We start from the raw sequence: 12,147 nt of genomic DNA, 5'->3' as shown, positions 1-12,147 counted from the left end.
GGGATGGAAGGTGTCGGGAGTGACGTCCGGGCACCGGTTCCGCTTTCGACCCGTTGCGGACATTCACCCGGTGAAGCAGACTGCTGCGAAAGGGGGGAGTGAGATGCGTGACCGTTGGATTGTCGCCTGCCTGCCCCTGTTTGTTGCCGGCTGCGCGTCGACGACGATTAGCGAGGCGCCACCAACCATAACGATCGACATCTCACGCCTGCGGGCAATCAGCCCGCAATGGGAGAGCGATCTGGTCGATTGTTCCGATAGCTTATTCCGGTGTTTTGAGGCACCTGGACATTTTCTATTGGCCTTTCCCAGAACATGCCCGACGGACAATCTGGATTTGATGGTTCAAGGCTACCGGTTTCAATACACTGCACCGGCGCCACATTATAGCCATCCCAGCGGCGGCTATGTTTCTCATAGATATCCGCACGTCCACCTGTATTATATTTCGGATAGCTATAGATATTTGGATATCCGTTCGGCGCCGGTGCTGACTGATAACTGGGGCGGCAGCAGCGTCGCTGGCTATTCTCTAGATTACGTTGGCGAGGTTACACCTTTCCGCTGTAGCTAACCTATCCAAGCTAATCTGGTCGTTGGCATGTGAGGCAGCGATAAAGAGGACCTCCACTATCCACCCATTGCGGACGTCAGGCAGACACCGGCCCTTGTGAGTTCAACCGAAGCAGGCTTGCCCGTGAAACAGCTCGCTGTTCTGATTCCTGTCTTTGTCGTCGCCGCCAGTTGTGCGCCTGTCGATCCGGAAGTCGCCGCCTGTCGTGCGAGCCTTGAGGCCCTGAACACCGCGGGTGTCGAGGAGATCGTCTTCGCCGCAGAATCCTACGGACACGCTGGCTACGCCATCACCGTACCGGATTGCGCTTCCTTCGCTCCGCTTTCGATCGCTGAAATGCCCGAATTCGAACGGCGGAGGCTGAATAGTGATGTTGCCGAACTGTTCACGCAGAGCCCCGACATGATGGGCTTCGGCTTGTTCAAGGCCAAGTGCGACTGCAGCTACGACGCCCGCGCCGAGACCGTGAGGGCCTCGTCGATCACCCACGTTACTCGGGGGCCGACGCTTCAAGGGCGAAGCACGACTGACGTCAGGCCGTGAGGGTCGCTTGAGGTGCTCTTGCGCCTTCAGTTGGCCGCGGCCGCCTTCTTCCCGAGCAGGAAGATCACGACGGACAGACACACTTCGACGGCGCCGACGATCAGGGCGGTGTTGACGGGGAGGGTGACGATCTGGATGGCCGCAAGGCCGCCGACAATCGCGAGGGCGCCGCCGAGAACCCAGTAGATGGCGTTTCCGTAGACCGTGCGGAAGACGAAGTAGCGGACGCCGATCGCGACCGCCATGGCCGGGAAGGCCAGTTCGGGGGCGACGCGCAGGAAGCACCAGGCGAGGAACAGGCCGGCGAAGAGGACGAAGGTGCTCTCGAGCGCCAGACGTTCAAGAGGATTGCCCGGCGAGGCCTTCGGGGCCCTGAAGACCAGCCGCGAGATGAGCAGCGAGGCCGGGAAGATCAGGATGCCGCCGACAAACAGGGCGGTGAAGCCTGTCGCCACGCCTTGTTGCGTCCAGACCCCGCCGGCGATGAGCCAGACAAGGCCAGAGACAAGGACGCCCGGCGCGCCTCGCACGTGGGCGGCGGCCATGTCCTGCTGTGCGGCTTCGATCTGCATTGTCCCTGACCCCCCGTTCGTCCGAGACCTATCACAGCGGGCGCCACTGTGAAGCTTGTTTGATATCGGAGGTCGCTCAGGCGATGAGTGCGGGGTCCAGATACTGCAGGTTCTCTTCCCGGATCTTCGCCGCCGCCTCGTCGTAGAGGAAGGGCAGGAAGGCGAAGCGTTCGCCGCGGGTGACGGGGGTCGCCTCGTGCAGGACCGAGCAGGAGAAGACGCAGGCGCCGCCGGGGGGCGGGCGGTAGGTGCGGTCGCCGAACTCGGGGAAGCGCAGGTCGCCGCCGTCGTAGTCGCTGTTCAGATTGATCGAGACGGCGAAGCGGCGGTGGGCGGTGCCCTTGGTGGTGTTGTCGCGGTGCGGGCGGAAGAAGCCGCCGGTCTCTGAATCGTAGCGGGCGACCAGATAGCGTTCGATGCGCGTCGGCTTGAAATTGAACGCCTTTTCGATCTGGGGGATCAGGCGGCGGTTCAGGCGGGCGACGATCTGTTTCTGGAAATGGCCATCCTCGACGATGACGTCCGACCGGCGCTTGTGCTGGTCGTTCATCATCAGGGTGGTGACCCCGTCGATCTCGCGCATGAAGCCGGAGGGCTCGCCGCCGGTCTGGCGGTAATGGTCCATCAGCCGGTCGCAGAAGCCGGGCTCGAAGATACGCGGCGTGACCAGAACGGGGGCCATGGCCTCGAAGCCGCCGTGACGGGCCGGGGGCGGCAGACGGCGGACGCGCGAGACCAGGCCGGCCGCGCCCTCGGCGCCGACGACCTCGAGGATGTGCAGGGCCGGGTCGACCAGGAACCAGCGCTCGGCGTCGGCGGCGTCATAGAGGGCGGCGACGGCGCCGGTGTCGTCAAACAGGAAGCGCAGGCCCGGCACGCTGTCCTGACGGGTTTCGCGGGCCTCGTCGTGGCCGACGATCAGGATGAAGGCGCTGGCGTGGACGTCGTTGAAGAGAGGGCGGGCGGCCTCAAGGGCGGCGACGGCGCGATCAACGGCCGGACCGGCGGGCACGACGGCCAGCACCAGATACCGCCCGGCGGCGGTGTCGAAGACGTAGCGGGGATTGCTGACGCCCGGGGTCGAGAAGGACGGGGCGCGGTCGCCGAAGAACAGGGCCATGCCGCCACGATGGACGGCATGGCCCCTGCAATTCAAGCCTGTAGAGGCTTACTCGAACACGCCGCAGGCGATGCGGGCGCCGGCGCCGCCGATGGGCTGGCTGACGTGATCGTCGGGATTGGCGTGGACCAGGAAGGACAGGCCGTCGGTGTCCATGAGGTCATGGCCGGCCGCGGAAAGGCCCGCGCCCGAGAGGTAGACCTCTGCGTTGGCCGTGCCGTCGGCGTGGGCGAAGACGTTCTGCAGGTCGCCGAGGTCGGGGCCGCCGTCCGTGTTCAGCAGGCCGTGCGGGCGGGCGTTCTCGGCGTGGTTCACATGGGCGCCGGCCGAGGTGAAGCCGGGGCCTTCGCACTTGCCGACCGCGTGCAGGTGGACGCCGTGCCAGCCGGCCGGCCAGCCCTGGCCTTCAACCCGGAACAGCAGGCCCAGCGGGCCGCGGTAGGCGGTGACCGTGCCGGCGTCGGAGCCGTCAGCGGTCTTCAGCACGGCGCGGCCGACGGGCTCGGGCGCAGGAGCGGGAGCCGGGGCGGGAGCGGGGGCGGCGGACTGCGCGAACGCTCCAGCGGCGCCCATCGTCAGCGGGGCGGCGAGGGCGGCGGCGAGGAGGAGGTGGCGCATGGTTGAAAATCCCTGTGTATCAAGCCTGGAAAGGGCGCGTCCGTTTTGCCTATGGACGCCCTGGATGCTAGAAAACCGGATAGCGGATCACGTTCCGATTCCGGCCATTTAAAGCCCGATTTCCTTGACCGACGACACCTACGAAAACGCCGCATCCCCCAAGGGCGGCGACATCTCCACCATCACCATCGAAGACGAGCTGCGCCGTTCGTACCTCGATTACGCCATGAGCGTAATCGTGAGCCGGGCGCTGCCGGACGCGCGGGACGGCCTGAAGCCGGTGCACCGCCGCATCCTGTACTCGATGCACGACCTGAAGATGTCGCCTGACCGGGCCTATTCGAAGTGTGCGCGCGTGGTCGGTGACGTGCTGGGTCGCTTCCACCCGCACGGCGACGCGTCGGTCTATATGGCGCTGGTGCGCATGGCCCAGCCCTTCTCGATGGGGCTGATGCTGGTCGACGGCCAGGGGAACTTCGGCTCGGTCGATGGCGATATGCCCGCCTCGATGCGTTACACCGAGGCCCGGATGGCCCCGGCGGCGGTGGCCCTGCTGGCCGACATCGACAAGGACACCGTCGATTTCCAGCCGAACTACGACGAGAAGGAGCTGGAGCCGGTCGTCCTGCCGTCCCGGATTCCGAACCTGCTGGTCAACGGCGCGGGCGGCATCGCCGTCGGCATGGCGACCAACATCCCGCCGCATAACCTGGGCGAGGTGATCGACGCCTCGGTCGCCCTGCTGGACGATCCGAACATCGGCGACGAGGCCCTGCTGGACATCGTGCCGGGACCGGACTTCCCGACCGGCGGCGAGATCATGGGCCGCACCGCGCCGCGCAACGCCCTGCGCGATGGCCGCGGCTCGGTGATCGTGCGCGGCAAGGCGACGATCGAGACGATCCGCAAGGACCGCGAGGCGATCATCGTCACCGAGCTGCCCTATCAGGTGAACAAGCAGACCCTGATCGAGCGGATCGTCGAACTGGTCCGCGAGAAGCGGATCGAGGGCATCGCCGACGTGCGCGACGAATCGGACCGCGACGGCATGCGGATGGTGGTCGAGCTGAAGCGCGACGCCTCAGGCGATGTGATCCTGAACCAGCTGTGGCGCTACACCGCCATGCAGTCGTCGTTCGGCGTCAACATGCTGGCCCTGAACCACGGCCGCCCCGAGCAGATGGGCCTGCGCCAGCTGCTGGAAGCCTTCCTGGAGTTCCGGGAAGAGGTGGTGGTCCGCCGCATCAAATACGAACTGGGCAAGGCCCGCGACCGCGGCCACGTCCTGGTCGGTCTGGCCGTGGCCGTGGCCAATATCGACGAGGTGATCCACATCATCCGCTCGTCGGCCGATCCGACCGAGGCGCGCGAGCGTCTGCAGGCCAAGGCCTGGCCGGTGGGCGACATGATGGCCCTGATCGAGCTGATCGCCGACCCGCGCTCGGCGCTGGTGGACGGCGACAAGCTGCGTCTGACCGACGAACAGGCGCGCGCCATCCTGGCCCTGACCCTGAGCCGCCTGACCGGCCTGGGCCGCGACGACATCTTCGGCGAGGCCCGCGAACTGGCGGGCATCATCCAAGGCCACCTGACCCTGCTGTCGGACCGCGCCAACATCCTGGCGGTGATCCGCGAGGACCTGCTGGCGGTGAAGGAAGAGTTCGCCGTTCCGCGTCGCACCCTGATCGGGGAAGGCGACGGGGAGATGGAGGACGAGGACCTGATCCCGCGCGAGGACATGGTCGTGACCGTGACCCACGGCGGCTATGTGAAGCGCGTGGCGCTGAACGCCTATCGGACCCAGCATCGCGGCGGCAAGGGCCGCTCGGGCGTGGCGATGAAGGAGGACGACGCCGTCACGGGCGTGTTCTCGGCCTCGACCCATACGCCGGTGCTGTTCTTCGCCACCAACGGCAAGGCCTACAAGCTGAAGACCTGGCGTCTGCCGCTGGGCAATCCGCAGTCGCGAGGCAAGGCGTTCGTGAACCTGCTGCCGATCGAGCCGGGCGACAGCATCATGAACGTGCTGCCCCTGCCCGAGAACGAGGCGGAGTGGGGCGACTATGACATCATGTTCGCCACCTCTTCGGGCGACGTGCGCCGCAACAAGCTGCCCGACTTCGCCACGGTGAACCGCGCCGGCAAGATCGCGATGAAGCTGGAAGACGGCGACCGGATGGTCGGCGTGGCCCTGTGCACCGCCGAGGACGACGTCATGCTGACGACGGCGCTCGGTCGCGCGATCCGCTTCAAGGCCGACGATGTGCGCGTGTTCAAGGGCCGGGATTCGACCGGCGTCCGGGGCGTGCGCCTGCAGGACGGCGACGAGGTCATCTCGATGGCCGTGCTGGGCCGCGTGGACGCCACGCCGGAAGAGCGCGCCGCCTACGTCAAGCACGCCAACGCCATGCGCAAGGCGCTGGCCGGCGCGGACGGCGAAGAGGACGCGGCTCCGGTCGAGGCCGAGGATGACGTCGCTGACGCCGTGCTGTCGGTCGAGCGGATCGCCGAACTGGGCGCCGCCGAGCAGTTCATCCTGACGGTCACCGAGACCGGCTTCGGCAAGCGCTCGTCGGCCTATGAGTATCGCCGCACGGGTCGCGGCGGGCAGGGGCTGACGGCGCACGGTCTGGGCGGTCGCGCGGGCACGCGTCTGGCGGCGGCCTTCCCGGTCGAGGACAGCGACGACCTGCTGATGGTCACCTCGGGCGGGCAGATGATCCGCACCCCGATGGAGCAGATCCGCATCGTCAGCCGCTCCAGCCAGGGCGTCACCATCTTCAAGACCGGCAAGGACGAGAAGGTCGTCTCGGTCGAGCGCCTGCCGGACAGCGGCGGCGGTGAGGACGGCGGCGCGGTCGAGGGCGAGGACGCGGGCGGCGAAGAGAGCTGATCTTTCACCCGCTCATCCCGGCGAAAGCCGGGACCCAGTTCTGTCCAGATGACGTCGGCGCAGGGGATCTATGACGATGGGAACGGGGGTCAACCGCTCTTCCAAAGCACTGGGTCCCGGCTTTCGCCGGGATGAGCGGATCTGATGACACCGATCCTGCACATCGACGGCGAGCCGGCGACCGCCGAGGCGCTGGCGCCGGTGATCCTGTCGAACTACGGCGCCTTCACCTCGATGCAGGTCGAGGACGGGGCGGTGCGTGGACTGGATATGCATCTGGACCGGTTGGCGCAGGAGGCCCTGGCCCTGTTCGGACGGGCCGTGCCGGAGGCGCGGATGCGCGAGCGGATGCGGACGGCGGTCGAGGGGCTGGAGGGGCGGCACAGCCTGCGGGTCCAGCTGTTCCTGGAGACCATCACCCACCGGACACCGGATGCGCTGGGCGTGCCCAGCGTGCTGACGGTGGTGTCGGCGCCGGCGAATCCGCTGTGCGATCCGCTGCGCCTGCAGACTCAGGACTATGCGCGGGAGGCGCCGGAGCTGAAGCACAACGCCACCTTCGGCCTGACGCGGGCGCGGCGGACGGCGAAGGCGGCCAGCTTTGACGACGCCCTGTTCGTGGGCGCCGACGGCGCTGTGTCCGAGGGCTCGATCTGGAACATCGGCTTCGTCGAGGACGGGCGGATCGTCTGGCCGAAGGCGCCGATGCTGCGCGGGGTAGGGCAGAGGCTGCTGGAGAACGGACTGGGTCTGGTCGGACTGGACAGCGAGACACGGGTCATCGACCGGGCGGCGCTGGCGGGCCTGCGGCAGGCCTTCATCTGCAACAGCGCCACCCCGGCCTGTCCGGTAGGCAATATCGACGGGCGCTCGCTGGACATGGATCCGGCCCTGATCGACCGGTTGCAGGCGGCCTGGGCGTCGAACGCGCCGCAGCCGATCTAGGCCCGGCGTTTCGCACCTGCTAAACCGATGAAAAGTCGGGGAGGACTTCGATGCGTATTGGCCTGTATCCGGGCACCTTCGACCCGATCACCAACGGGCATCTGGACATCATCAAGCGTGCGGTGAAGCTGGTGGACCGGCTGGTCATCGGCGTGGCCCAGAATGACGACAAGGGACCGCTGTTCACGACCGCCGAGCGGGTCGAGATGGTGCGGGCCGAGGTGGCGGTGTTTGGCGAGAAGGTCGAGGTGCGGCCGTTCTCCAGCCTGCTGATGCATTTCGCAGAGGAGCTGGATGCGACGGTGATCGTGCGTGGCCTGCGCGCCGTCGCCGACTTCGAATACGAGTTCCAGATGACGGCGATGAACCAGCGCCTCAATGCGGACATCGAGACCGTCTTCCTGATGGCGGACCCGCGGCATCAGGCGATCGCCTCGCGGCTGGTCAAGGAAATCGCCCGTCTGGACGGGAATATTGCAAGCTTCGTCAGCCCTGCGGTCGCGTCCGCCGTGCTGGCCAGGGTCAAGGGATAGTATGCGCTTCAACACCACCTTCGCGGCCGCACTCGCCGCCGTCGCTCTGACCGGCGTCGCGCCGGCGGCCTTCGCCCAGACCCCGGCCCCGGCCACGGCCGGTGAGTGGCGCACGATCGCGCCGGAGAACCTGCTGGTCATCGACACTTCCAAGGGGCGGATCGTCGCGGAGCTGGATCCGCGCGTGGCCCCTCTGGCGGTGGATCGGATCCGGACCTTGGCCAACCAGGGCTTCTATGACGGCCTGACCTTCCACCGGGTGATCCCGAACTTCATGGCGCAGGGCGGTGATCCGCAGGGCACGGGCGAGGGCGGCAGCGAGCTGCCCGACCTGACCGGCGAATTCTCGTTCCGTCGTGGTCGCGCCGACGGCTTCGTGGGCAACGGGCAGACGGACGGCGCCGCGCAGATGGGCTTCATCGGCTCCTTCGGCGTCACCACCCAGCCGGATGCGCAGATGATGGTGACGGCGGACTTCAAGGTCGGCGCTTCCGCCCTGTTCTGTCCGGGCGTGCTGGGCATGGCGCGGGCCAATGATCCGAACAGCGCCAACAGCCAGTTCTACATCATGACCGCCTCCAACGAGTCCCTGAACGGCAGCTACACGCCGTTCGGACGGGTGCTGGCGGGGCAGGACATCGCCCGGGCGCTGAAGTCCGGCGACGCGAACAACAACGGTCGCGTCACCGATCCGGACACCATGACCCGCGTGCGCACCGCCTCGGCCCTGCCGGAAGGCGAGCGCCCGGCCGCGCGCGTCATGGCCACGACCAGCCCGGCCTTCGCCGAACTTCTGGCGAGCTCCCGGGCCCGGCTGGGGTCGCGGTTTGACGTGTGCAATGTGCAGCCGACGGCGGAAGTGACCGGCGGTTGAGCCGCGACGAGGGGGAACAGGCGATGAAGGTGATGCTTCTGGCGAGCGCCGCGGCGGCGCTGATGATCGGTCCGGCGCTGGCCCAGGATGTCGGCGAGCCTCCGCCGCCGCCCCCGCCGCCGCCCACGGTCCAGACCGTCATCGCCTCGACCGACTGGCGCACGGTCGCGCCGGAGAACCTCCTGGTCATCGATACGACCAAGGGACGGATCATCGTCGAACTGACGCCCGAGATCGCGCCGCTGCATGTGGAGCGGATGCGGCTGCTGGCCCGCAGCGGCTTTTTCAACGGCCTGACCTGGCACCGGGTGATCGACTGGTTCATGGCCCAGACCGGCGATCCGCTGGGCAATGGCGAGGGGCAGAGCGCCTATCCGGACCTGAAGGCCGAGTTCACCTTCCGTCGTGACCCTGCGATGGCGTTCGCGCCGGTGGCCGCGCCGCAGGGCGCGCGGCTGGGCTTCATCGGCTCGCTGCCGGTCCAGACCCAGCCGGACGCGGCGTTCACCCAGACCGGCGACGGCAAGGTGCACGGCTGGGGCGTCTATTGCCCCGGCGTGGTCGGCATGGCCCGCGACGAGGGCAATGACACGGCCAACAGCCAGTTCTTCATCATGCGGCAGGCCTATCCGGCGCTGGACAAGCGTTATTCCATCTGGGGCATGACCGTGGCCGGGCTGGACGTGGTGCGGGCGCTGCAGGTCGGCGACGGCGAGAACGGCATGATGGCGGCCGCCCAACCGGACCGCATGACCCGCGTGCGGGTGGCCAGCGATATCCCCGAGGCCGAGCGCCCGGTGGTGCAGGTGCTGTCCCCGACCTCGGAACGCTTCATGGGCATCGTCGGAGAGGCCCGCACCGCGCGCGGCGCCGACTTCTCGATCTGCGACGTGACGCTGCCGGTTCAGGTGACGGGCTAGGCCCCGTTTCCACCCTTGCCGTTTCCACGACCGCGCCGACGGCGACGGCGTTTGGTCGGCTTGCGGTCGTCGCGCATCCGCTCCAGCAGCAGGCCCTCGCGCAGGCCGCGGTCGGCGACGCGGACGCGTTCTGACGGCCAGGCGCGCTGGATGGCTTCCATGATGGCCGCGCCGGCGAGCACCAGATCGGCGCGGTCCGGACCGATGCAGCTTTCGGCGGCGCGTCCCTCGGGGCCAAGAGCCTTGAGCCTGTTCGCGGCCCGCTCGCAGTCGGCGCGGGTCATCCAGAGGCCGTCGACCAGATTGCGCTGATAGCGGCGCAGGCCCAGGTGGATGCCGGCCAGGCTGGTGATGGCGCCCGAGGTGCCGACCATGTGGGCCCGGCCGCTGACGAACAGATCCCGCAGATCAGGGCCGACGGGCGTGTCGGCGATGGCGGCGCCCATGTCGGCGACCATGGCCTCGTACCAGGGCGTGAGATCGCCGCCGACCGGCTCGGGGTGGCGCTCGGCCAGGGTGACGACGCCGATGGGGGCGGAAATCCAGCCCTCCAGCTGGAAGCCGGACCCGGTCCGGCGCAGCCAGTTGAGCTCGGTCGAGCCGCCGCCGACGTCGACCACCAGAACGGCCTCGGCCGTCGGATCGAACAGGTTGCGGCACCCCTCGACGGCGAGCCGGGCCTCTTCGGCGGGGTCGATGATGCGCAGCTTCAGCCCGGCGCCCTGACGGACCCGCTCGATGAAGGCGGCGCCGTTGTCGGCCTGACGGCAGGCCTGGGTGGCGACGGCCATCAGGCGGGAGGGATCGACGCCGCGCCGGACCACGCGCTCGGCGCACAGCATCAGGGCTTCGTAGGCCCGCTCCATGGCGGCGTCGTCGAGGCGACCGGTGCGGGACAGGCCTTCGCCCAGACGCACGATGCGGCTGAAGGAATCGACGACGCGAAAGCCGTCCTTCGCCGGGCGGGCGATGAGCAGGCGGCAGTTGTTGGTCCCCAGATCGAGCGCCCCGTACAGGGGGCCTTCGCGACCTGGCGCCCCCGCCGCGACGGCGGCGCCGTCACGGGCGCGCTTTCCGTCGGGCCGCCGGGGCTGGGACCGTTGGCGCGAGGACGCGCCGGCGGTCTCCGGCATGGGCCGAATCTTTCAAGGTGGGCGGTCCGAAACGGCGCCCGTCCCGCACAACCTAGACCGCGAAACTGATCCGCGCCAAGCGTGTCTGTCGCGAAAATGAACGGAGAGGCGGTGATCCGGCTCAGGTGCGCAGGCGTAGGCAGTCTGTCATGACCCAGTCTGTCTCCGCCCGCTTCGGCCTCGGCCAGATCGTTCGCCACCGGGACGCCGGGTTCCGCGGCGTGATCATCGACGTGGACCCGGTGTTCGCCGGCCAGCCCGGCGCCACCGGCCCGATCTCGCCGGACCAGCCCTTCTACCAGGTGCTGGCGCTGGAGGCCGACGGCGGCTTCATGGCCTATGCGCCGGAGGATGCGCTGGAGCACGACCCGGACCTGGCGGCCCTGACGAGAGACGCCGAGCGGCAGTTCTTCACCATCGACAAGGGCGGCCACCATGCGCCGCGCGCGCAGGCGATCCACTGACCGCGCTGGCGCGGGCGCGCGCCGGGCACTAGGTTGCCGCAAAAGGGGCCGCCAGAGCCCGGACTGCCAGGAGCGCCGCCATGTCTGATTTCGAGCACGTCTTTGACAAGCCGCCCGAAGGGGCCGCCGAGGACTGGACGATCCCGCAGGACTGGCGCGCCTATACCGAGACCGAGCACAAGACCTGGGACACCCTGTACGCCCGGCAGATGAAGATCCTGCCCGGCCGCGCCGCCGACGTCTTCTTCAAGGGGCTGGAGGCGCTGGACCTGAATACGGGCGGCATCCCCGACTTCTCGCTGATGAACCCCAAACTGCAGGCCCTGACCGGCTGGACGGTGGTGTGCGTGCCGGGGCTGGTGCCGGACGAGGTCTTCTTCGACCATCTGGCCAACCGCCGCTTCCCCTCGGGCCAGTTCATCCGCAAGCCGGACCAGCTGGACTATCTGCAGGAGCCGGACATCTTCCACGACGTGTTCGGCCATGTGCCGATGCTGACCGACCCGGACTTCGCCGCCTATATGGAGGCCTACGGCAAGGGCGGGCAGCGGGCCGCGGCGCTGGGCATGCTGCCCAATCTGGCGCGGCTGTACTGGTACACGGTCGAGTTCGGCCTGATGAAGGAGGCCGACCAGCTACGCATCTACGGCGCGGGGATCGTGTCCTCGGCGACCGAGAGCGTGTTCGCGCTGGAAGACCCGTCGCCGAACCGGCTGGGCTTTGATCTGGAGCGGGTGATGAAGACCCTCTACCGGATCGACGACTTCCAGCAGGTCTATTTCGTGATCGACTCGATCGAGGCCCTGAAGGGCGAGACCCTGAAGGATTTCGGCCCGATCTATGAGCGGCTGAAGGGGGCGGAGACCCTGGCCATCGAGACCATCCTGCCGACGGACGAGGTGTTCACCGAAGGCACCCAGGCCTATGCGGCCAAGGGCGGACGGTTCGCGGCCTGAAG

13 protein-coding genes are annotated in these 12,147 nt (G+C 68.1%); 9 read left to right on the top strand and 4 right to left on the bottom strand.

The window, feature by feature from the left end:
• The first annotated feature begins 70 nt into the window (after positions 1–70).
• Together ACFQQC_RS16800 and ACFQQC_RS16795 are read left to right on the top strand one after the other, a co-directional pair.
• On the top strand, positions 71–574 hold the full coding sequence (locus ACFQQC_RS16800; RefSeq protein WP_376863683.1) for a hypothetical protein: 504 nt from the start codon (positions 71–73) through the stop codon (positions 572–574).
• A gap of 123 nt (positions 575–697) precedes the next feature.
• Positions 698–1,117 (top strand): hypothetical protein, encoded by a 420-nt coding sequence (locus tag ACFQQC_RS16795; RefSeq protein ID WP_376863682.1) that lies wholly within the window; start codon positions 698–700, stop codon positions 1,115–1,117.
• 26 nt (positions 1,118–1,143) lie between these two features.
• On the opposite strand, the gene ACFQQC_RS16790 is transcribed toward ACFQQC_RS16795, so the two are convergent.
• From ACFQQC_RS16790 to ACFQQC_RS16780, 3 genes are all read right to left on the bottom strand, one after another.
• The gene (locus ACFQQC_RS16790; RefSeq protein WP_376863681.1) at positions 1,144–1,689 is read right to left on the bottom strand and encodes a DUF7010 family protein; all 546 of its coding nucleotides are present in this window, start codon (positions 1,687–1,689) and stop codon (positions 1,144–1,146) included.
• A 76-nt stretch (positions 1,690–1,765) separates the two neighbouring features.
• On the bottom strand, positions 1,766–2,809 hold the full coding sequence (locus ACFQQC_RS16785) for a 2OG-Fe(II) oxygenase (RefSeq protein ID WP_376863680.1): 1,044 nt from the start codon (positions 2,807–2,809) through the stop codon (positions 1,766–1,768).
• 48 nt (positions 2,810–2,857) lie between these two features.
• Positions 2,858–3,427: a superoxide dismutase family protein gene (locus ACFQQC_RS16780; RefSeq protein WP_376863679.1), complete on the bottom strand. Its 570-nt coding sequence runs from the start codon at positions 3,425–3,427 to the stop codon at positions 2,858–2,860.
• Between the two features lie 124 nt (positions 3,428–3,551).
• On the opposite strand from ACFQQC_RS16780, the gene gyrA reads away from it, so the two are divergent.
• From gyrA to ACFQQC_RS16755, 5 genes are all read left to right on the top strand, one after another.
• Positions 3,552–6,320 (top strand): DNA gyrase subunit A, encoded by a 2,769-nt coding sequence (gyrA, locus tag ACFQQC_RS16775; RefSeq protein ID WP_376863677.1) that lies wholly within the window; start codon positions 3,552–3,554, stop codon positions 6,318–6,320.
• A 144-nt stretch (positions 6,321–6,464) separates the two neighbouring features.
• Positions 6,465–7,265, top strand: a complete 801-nt coding sequence (locus tag ACFQQC_RS16770; RefSeq protein ID WP_376863676.1) for an aminotransferase class IV — start codon at positions 6,465–6,467, stop codon at positions 7,263–7,265.
• 50 nt (positions 7,266–7,315) lie between these two features.
• Positions 7,316–7,798, top strand: coding sequence for a pantetheine-phosphate adenylyltransferase (gene coaD / locus ACFQQC_RS16765; RefSeq protein ID WP_376863675.1), 483 nt, complete (start codon positions 7,316–7,318; stop codon positions 7,796–7,798).
• Position 7,799: 1 nt separating this feature from the next.
• Positions 7,800–8,672 (top strand): peptidylprolyl isomerase, encoded by an 873-nt coding sequence (locus tag ACFQQC_RS16760; RefSeq protein ID WP_376863674.1) that lies wholly within the window; start codon positions 7,800–7,802, stop codon positions 8,670–8,672.
• 23 nt (positions 8,673–8,695) lie between these two features.
• Positions 8,696–9,592: a peptidylprolyl isomerase gene (locus ACFQQC_RS16755; RefSeq protein WP_376863673.1), complete on the top strand. Its 897-nt coding sequence runs from the start codon at positions 8,696–8,698 to the stop codon at positions 9,590–9,592.
• Here the strand turns inward: ACFQQC_RS16755 and ACFQQC_RS16750 are convergent.
• The gene (locus tag ACFQQC_RS16750) at positions 9,589–10,725 is read right to left on the bottom strand and encodes a Ppx/GppA phosphatase family protein (RefSeq protein WP_376863672.1); all 1,137 of its coding nucleotides are present in this window, start codon (positions 10,723–10,725) and stop codon (positions 9,589–9,591) included. The genes ACFQQC_RS16755 and ACFQQC_RS16750 overlap by 4 nt on opposite strands.
• Before the next feature lie 149 nt (positions 10,726–10,874).
• Here ACFQQC_RS16750 and hspQ point away from each other — a divergent pair, with 149 nt between their 5' ends.
• Positions 10,875–11,189 carry a heat shock protein HspQ gene (hspQ, locus tag ACFQQC_RS16745; protein ID WP_376863671.1) on the top strand — a complete coding sequence of 105 codons (315 nt, stop codon included), beginning with the start codon at positions 10,875–10,877 and terminating at the stop codon, positions 11,187–11,189.
• Between the two features lie 80 nt (positions 11,190–11,269).
• A complete protein-coding gene (gene phhA, locus ACFQQC_RS16740; RefSeq protein ID WP_376863670.1) occupies positions 11,270–12,145 on the top strand; it encodes a phenylalanine 4-monooxygenase in 876 nt (291 codons plus the stop codon).
• Positions 12,146–12,147 lie beyond the last annotated feature (2 nt).

It is taken from the genome of Brevundimonas sp. GCM10030266, assembly GCF_042666595.1.
Classification (GTDB): Bacteria; Pseudomonadota; Alphaproteobacteria; order Caulobacterales; family Caulobacteraceae; genus Brevundimonas.
The sequence above is the reverse complement of the archived record's forward strand: the minus strand, read 5'-3'. Positions and strand labels throughout refer to the sequence as shown.